A 4,328-nucleotide genomic window follows, 5' to 3' on the forward strand; every position below is an offset into this window, starting at 1 on the left:
GCGACTACCTGGCACGATGGGCTGGTGAGCTTGGTTCTGGACACGACGGCCCTACCCCAGGGGGATAGGGCTGACGCATTGCGCGAGGCGATGCGCAGCGCAGGAATCGTTGCGAAGGTCATGCCGTTTCAGATGGCCACGGTCGAGGCGAAGATGCATGTCTGGAAGCTCGACCGATCAGGCGCCACGCTGATGCATCGTGTCGGCACCGGGTTGTGGCTGGAGCGTACCCACCGCCAAGCGCAAATCGCCTCGGAGCAAATCGCTTTGACGCTCTTGAGCCCCAGTAGCTGGACGTTCAACCAGTACCGCACGGACCATGTCTCGGGTGCTTCGCCGGGATTGCTTCTCGTGAACCAAGCTGTCGCCTACGAGCATCGCCGGTGGGATTTCGGTTCCACGATCGCCATCAACATCGATAGGTCAGCACTCGATCTGCCCATGGACACCGTGGCCAGGGCGAGTCGGAATCTCACCTCGGCGAACCCGCTGCATGACCTTGTCGGTGATTACCTGACGCGTGCATGTGAGATCGCGAGGGACTCGCCGACGTCGATGGAGCAGCTGTTCTCGACCACGATTGAACTGACCCGTGCACTCATCTGCGCGGCCGCCGACGACCCTCGGACTGGGGAGACACTGGCGGCCACCTTGGTGGATCGCATCAACATCTACATCGACGCGCACGCCACTGATCCGGCACTCAATGCCGAGGTGATCGCGACGGCCCACAGCATCTCCGTGCGTCATCTCTACAACGTGTGGCGAAACCAGGAGCTCAGTCTGGCGAACCGCATTCTTCAGCGGCGCCTGGAACGTGCGCGCAACCAACTCGCCGACCCGGCTAAACGTCACCTGACGGTGGCGGCGATCGGGCGGGCCTGCGGCTTCAGTGATGCCACGCATTTCGGTCGCCGCTTTCGGGCTACCTACGGCATGACTCCGCGGGAGTGGCGCAACCGCTAGGCACGCCGACAACGGCTGCGCGATCCCTCCTGAGGAACGCGTGCACGCACGGACCAGATCTGTGCACGCAGAGTCGATTCTTGGCCCCCGACAGGGGTTAGCCTCTGCCAACCGTCCTCGTTGCAACGGAGGGATTTTCATGCCGTTGACCTTCGACCTCGACGAGATCGAGCCCGCTGACCGCGAGCCTGCGTTACGGGAATTGCTGCAGCAGAACCCCGTGCCGATCGACGTGTCCACGATCCCCGTCGACGAGCTGCACGTATCGACGACCGCGGACTTCTTCGGACGACTGTTCATGGTCTCGTGCAACGGCCGCGGAGCGATGGTGCACCGCGGCGCACACCGCGTCGACGAGGACCACCAACGCACCATGATGCTGTCGGTCGTCACCTCCGGCAATTCGGTGTTCCAGCACAACGACACCATCACCGACGCCAGCCGCGGCGACGTCGTTCCGTACAGTTCGACGCGGCCCTACAGCGCTACCTTCGACAACGTAGCCAAACACACCTTCATGGTCGATTACGACGCGCTAGAACTACCCGATGGGGTACTGGATCATCAACTGGGACAACTGATCAGCCGCGGTCACACGCTGGGCTCGATCGTGGCCCGCTATCTGGTGGACCTCGGCTCGCACGCGGTGTACCTGCCCGACGCCGAACGCCAGGCTCTGGAGCGGCCCACCCTGGAGATGCTGCGCGCTCTGTTCGCCGTCACCGCCGGCGACGACTACCGTGCTCGCGAGCCATTGCACGAAAGCCTCGGCCTGCGCATGATCGAGTATCTGAAGATGCACCTGCGCGATCCGGATCTGAACATTGCGCGACTGGCCAAGGAGCACGGCATCTCCGAACGGTATGCCTATCTGATCCTGTCCAAGCACGGCATCACCCTCGGTGATTGGGTGCGCAGCCAGCGCGTCGAAGGTGCCGCCCGCGAACTGATCCGCCCCGACGGGGCCAAACGGACGATCGCCGAGATCGCCTACAGCTGGGGTTTTCCCGACCAGGCCAACTTCACCCGCGCGTTCCGCCGACTCTTCGGGGAGAGCCCGCGCGAGTATCGCAAGAACCATCTCGGTTCTGTCTGACACCGACTCATCCCGCACCTGGGCGGAGTGCCCTGGGCCACGGCCGTGCGGCCGTGCGGCCGTGCACGAAATGCACGGTTTGAGTGCGCATCTGATCAAGACCGGCAGACCACCCGTTGCATAGCGTCATCACCAACGCCCACCAATGCCCACCACCTCAACCCCCAGGGAGCGCAACCGATGTCCGGAAAGCACGAAACCCAGAACGTGACGCAATGGGAACTCGCCGAAGTCGAACGCGCCAACGCGTCGGGCCTGCGACCGGTGGTCTTCGTGCACGGCCTGTGGCTGTTGCCGAGCAGTTGGGACGGCTGGCGCACACTGTTCGAGGAGAACGGCTACACCACGCTCGCGCCGGGCTGGCCCGACGACCCCCGCACCCGGCAAGAGGCCTACGCCACCCCCTCGGTGTTCGCGGGCAAGGACGTTCAGACCGTCACCGATCACTACCTGGCCGTCATGTCCGGGCTGCGGCAGAAGCCCGTCGTCATCGGGCACTCCTTCGGCGGCTTGATCGTCCAGAAGATCGCCAACGAAGGGGCCGCCGCCGCGACCATCGCCATCGACAACGCACCCATCAAAGGCGTTCTTCCACTGCCATTCTCGGCACTCAAGTCCGGCTTCCCGGTGCTCAAGAACCCCGCCAACCGCAAGAAGGCAATCACGTTGACCTTCGAGCAGTTCAAATACGGGTGGGGAAACAACCTCTCCGAGGCCGAGAACCGCCAGCTATACGACACCCACCACGTGCCGGCCTCCGGCATCCCACTGTTCCAAGCGGGTTTGGCCAACTTCAGCTTCAGCAACGCCTGCAAGGTCGACGTCAGGAACCCCAACCGCGGTCCGCTGCTCATCATCTCCGGAACCAAGGACACCACCGCACCCAAGGCGTTCACCTACGGCAGCTACAAGAAGCAACTCAAGAACCCCGAGACGACCGAGTACGTCGAGGTCGAGGACCGCGGGCACTCGCTGGTGATCGACCATGGCTGGCCCGGTGTCGCCGACGAAGCACTGAAGTTCGCCAAACGCTTCGCCTGAGCCCACCGAGCGCGAACCCCGGATAGGAGTGCAATGACCACTGCCACAGACAAGATCACCGCACTAACCGCACCGAATCAGACCGTCGACGTCGACGGCCGCACCCTGGCCTTCCGCACGTTCGGCGCCGGTCCGAACCTGGTGCTCTGCATTCGACTGCGCGGCACCATGGACAGCTGGGACCCGCTGTTCCTCGACAAGCTGGCCGAGCACTTCACCGTCACCGTGTTCGACTACTCCGGGCTGGGCCATTCCACCGGCCAGCCCAGTTACGGCAAGACCGACATGGCCAATGACGTCAACGATCTCGTCGACGCCCTCGACCTTGGCAGGGTGATCATCGGCGGATGGTCCCTCGGCGGTTTCGCCGCCATGGTGTTCACCGCCTTGCATCCCGAGAAGGTCAGCCACCTGCTGGCGATCGGCACCATGCCACCGGGACTGATGGTCAAGCCTTCGGAGGACCTGTTCTTCCCCACGGCGATCAAGCCGCAGTACAGCATCGACGACGAGTACATCCTGTTCTTCGAGCCGAACTCGGCGCGCAGCCGAGCCCTCGGTGACGCGTCGTTGGCACGCATCGCCGAACGGACACATGTCACCGACTTCGCCACCCCGGCAGAGGTGTTCAACGACTCGCTAATCGCCTCGACCGATCCGAGCACGCCGTTCCCCGATCCCGATGGCGCCTACTCACAGTTCTTCACCACTACCGACATCCCGGTGCTGGCCCTCTCGGGTGACCACGACCTGGTGTTCCCGGTGGAGAACTGGTACGCCCTCAACGACGTATGGCCGACCCTGTTCGTGGCGACCTGGCCCGAGAGCGGGCACGCACCCCAGCACCAGTACCCCGAAATGAGCGCGGATCTCATCGCCAGCTTCGTCACCCACACGCCAGCCCCGTGAGACCCACCTCAGCCGCGAAAGAAGTTGCATCATGCCCATTCTGACCATCACTGAACCCGTACCGGGCTACCAACACGTCGTCATCGACAATCCGCCGCTGAACCTGTTCGACCCCGAGCTCGTTGGCGAACTGAGTGCCGCGCTGAGTGCCTGGGAGGGCGGGGACTCGGTGAAGGTGGTGGTCTTTGAGTCCGCCAACCCCGACTTCTTCATCGCTCATGTCGACCTGATCCGCGCCGATCAGTTTGATCGCAACCCGCAACCCATCACCGGGCTGGCGCTCTGGCCCGACATTGCCGTGAGGTTGGAAGCAGCA

At 63.6% G+C, this 4,328-nt stretch carries 4 protein-coding genes and 1 pseudogene; all 5 read left to right on the plus strand.

Features of this window, described 5'->3' with window-relative positions; translation table 11 throughout:
• Positions 1–78: 78 nt before the first annotated feature.
• Positions 79–966, plus strand: coding sequence for a helix-turn-helix transcriptional regulator (locus ABW137_RS09365; protein WP_526399155.1), 888 nt, complete (start codon positions 79–81; stop codon positions 964–966).
• A 139-nt stretch (positions 967–1,105) separates the two neighbouring features.
• The gene (locus tag ABW137_RS09370) at positions 1,106–2,062 is read left to right on the plus strand and encodes a helix-turn-helix transcriptional regulator (protein WP_526399157.1); all 957 of its coding nucleotides are present in this window, start codon (positions 1,106–1,108) and stop codon (positions 2,060–2,062) included.
• A gap of 180 nt (positions 2,063–2,242) precedes the next feature.
• Positions 2,243–3,103 (plus strand): alpha/beta hydrolase, encoded by an 861-nt coding sequence (locus tag ABW137_RS09375; RefSeq protein ID WP_526399159.1) that lies wholly within the window; start codon positions 2,243–2,245, stop codon positions 3,101–3,103.
• Between the two features lie 33 nt (positions 3,104–3,136).
• Positions 3,137–4,012, plus strand: coding sequence for an alpha/beta fold hydrolase (locus tag ABW137_RS09380; RefSeq protein WP_526399161.1), 876 nt, complete (start codon positions 3,137–3,139; stop codon positions 4,010–4,012).
• A 31-nt stretch (positions 4,013–4,043) separates the two neighbouring features.
• Positions 4,044–4,328: pseudogene (locus ABW137_RS09385) on the plus strand (hypothetical protein); the annotation flags it as partial.

The sequence above is a fragment of the Mycobacterium sp. genome, assembly GCF_040509115.1.
GTDB lineage: Bacteria > Actinomycetota > Actinomycetes > Mycobacteriales > Mycobacteriaceae > Mycobacterium.

What these genes read in the sequence shown, in the direction of transcription:
- ABW137_RS09380 (WP_526399161.1), top strand. Translation starts at nt 3,137, where the DNA reads ATGACCACTGCCACAGACAAGATCACCGCACTAACCGCACCGAATCAG.
- ABW137_RS09375 (WP_526399159.1), top strand. Translation starts at nt 2,243, where the DNA reads ATGTCCGGAAAGCACGAAACCCAGAACGTGACGCAATGGGAACTCGCC.
- ABW137_RS09370 (WP_526399157.1), top strand. Translation starts at nt 1,106, where the DNA reads ATGCCGTTGACCTTCGACCTCGACGAGATCGAGCCCGCTGACCGCGAG.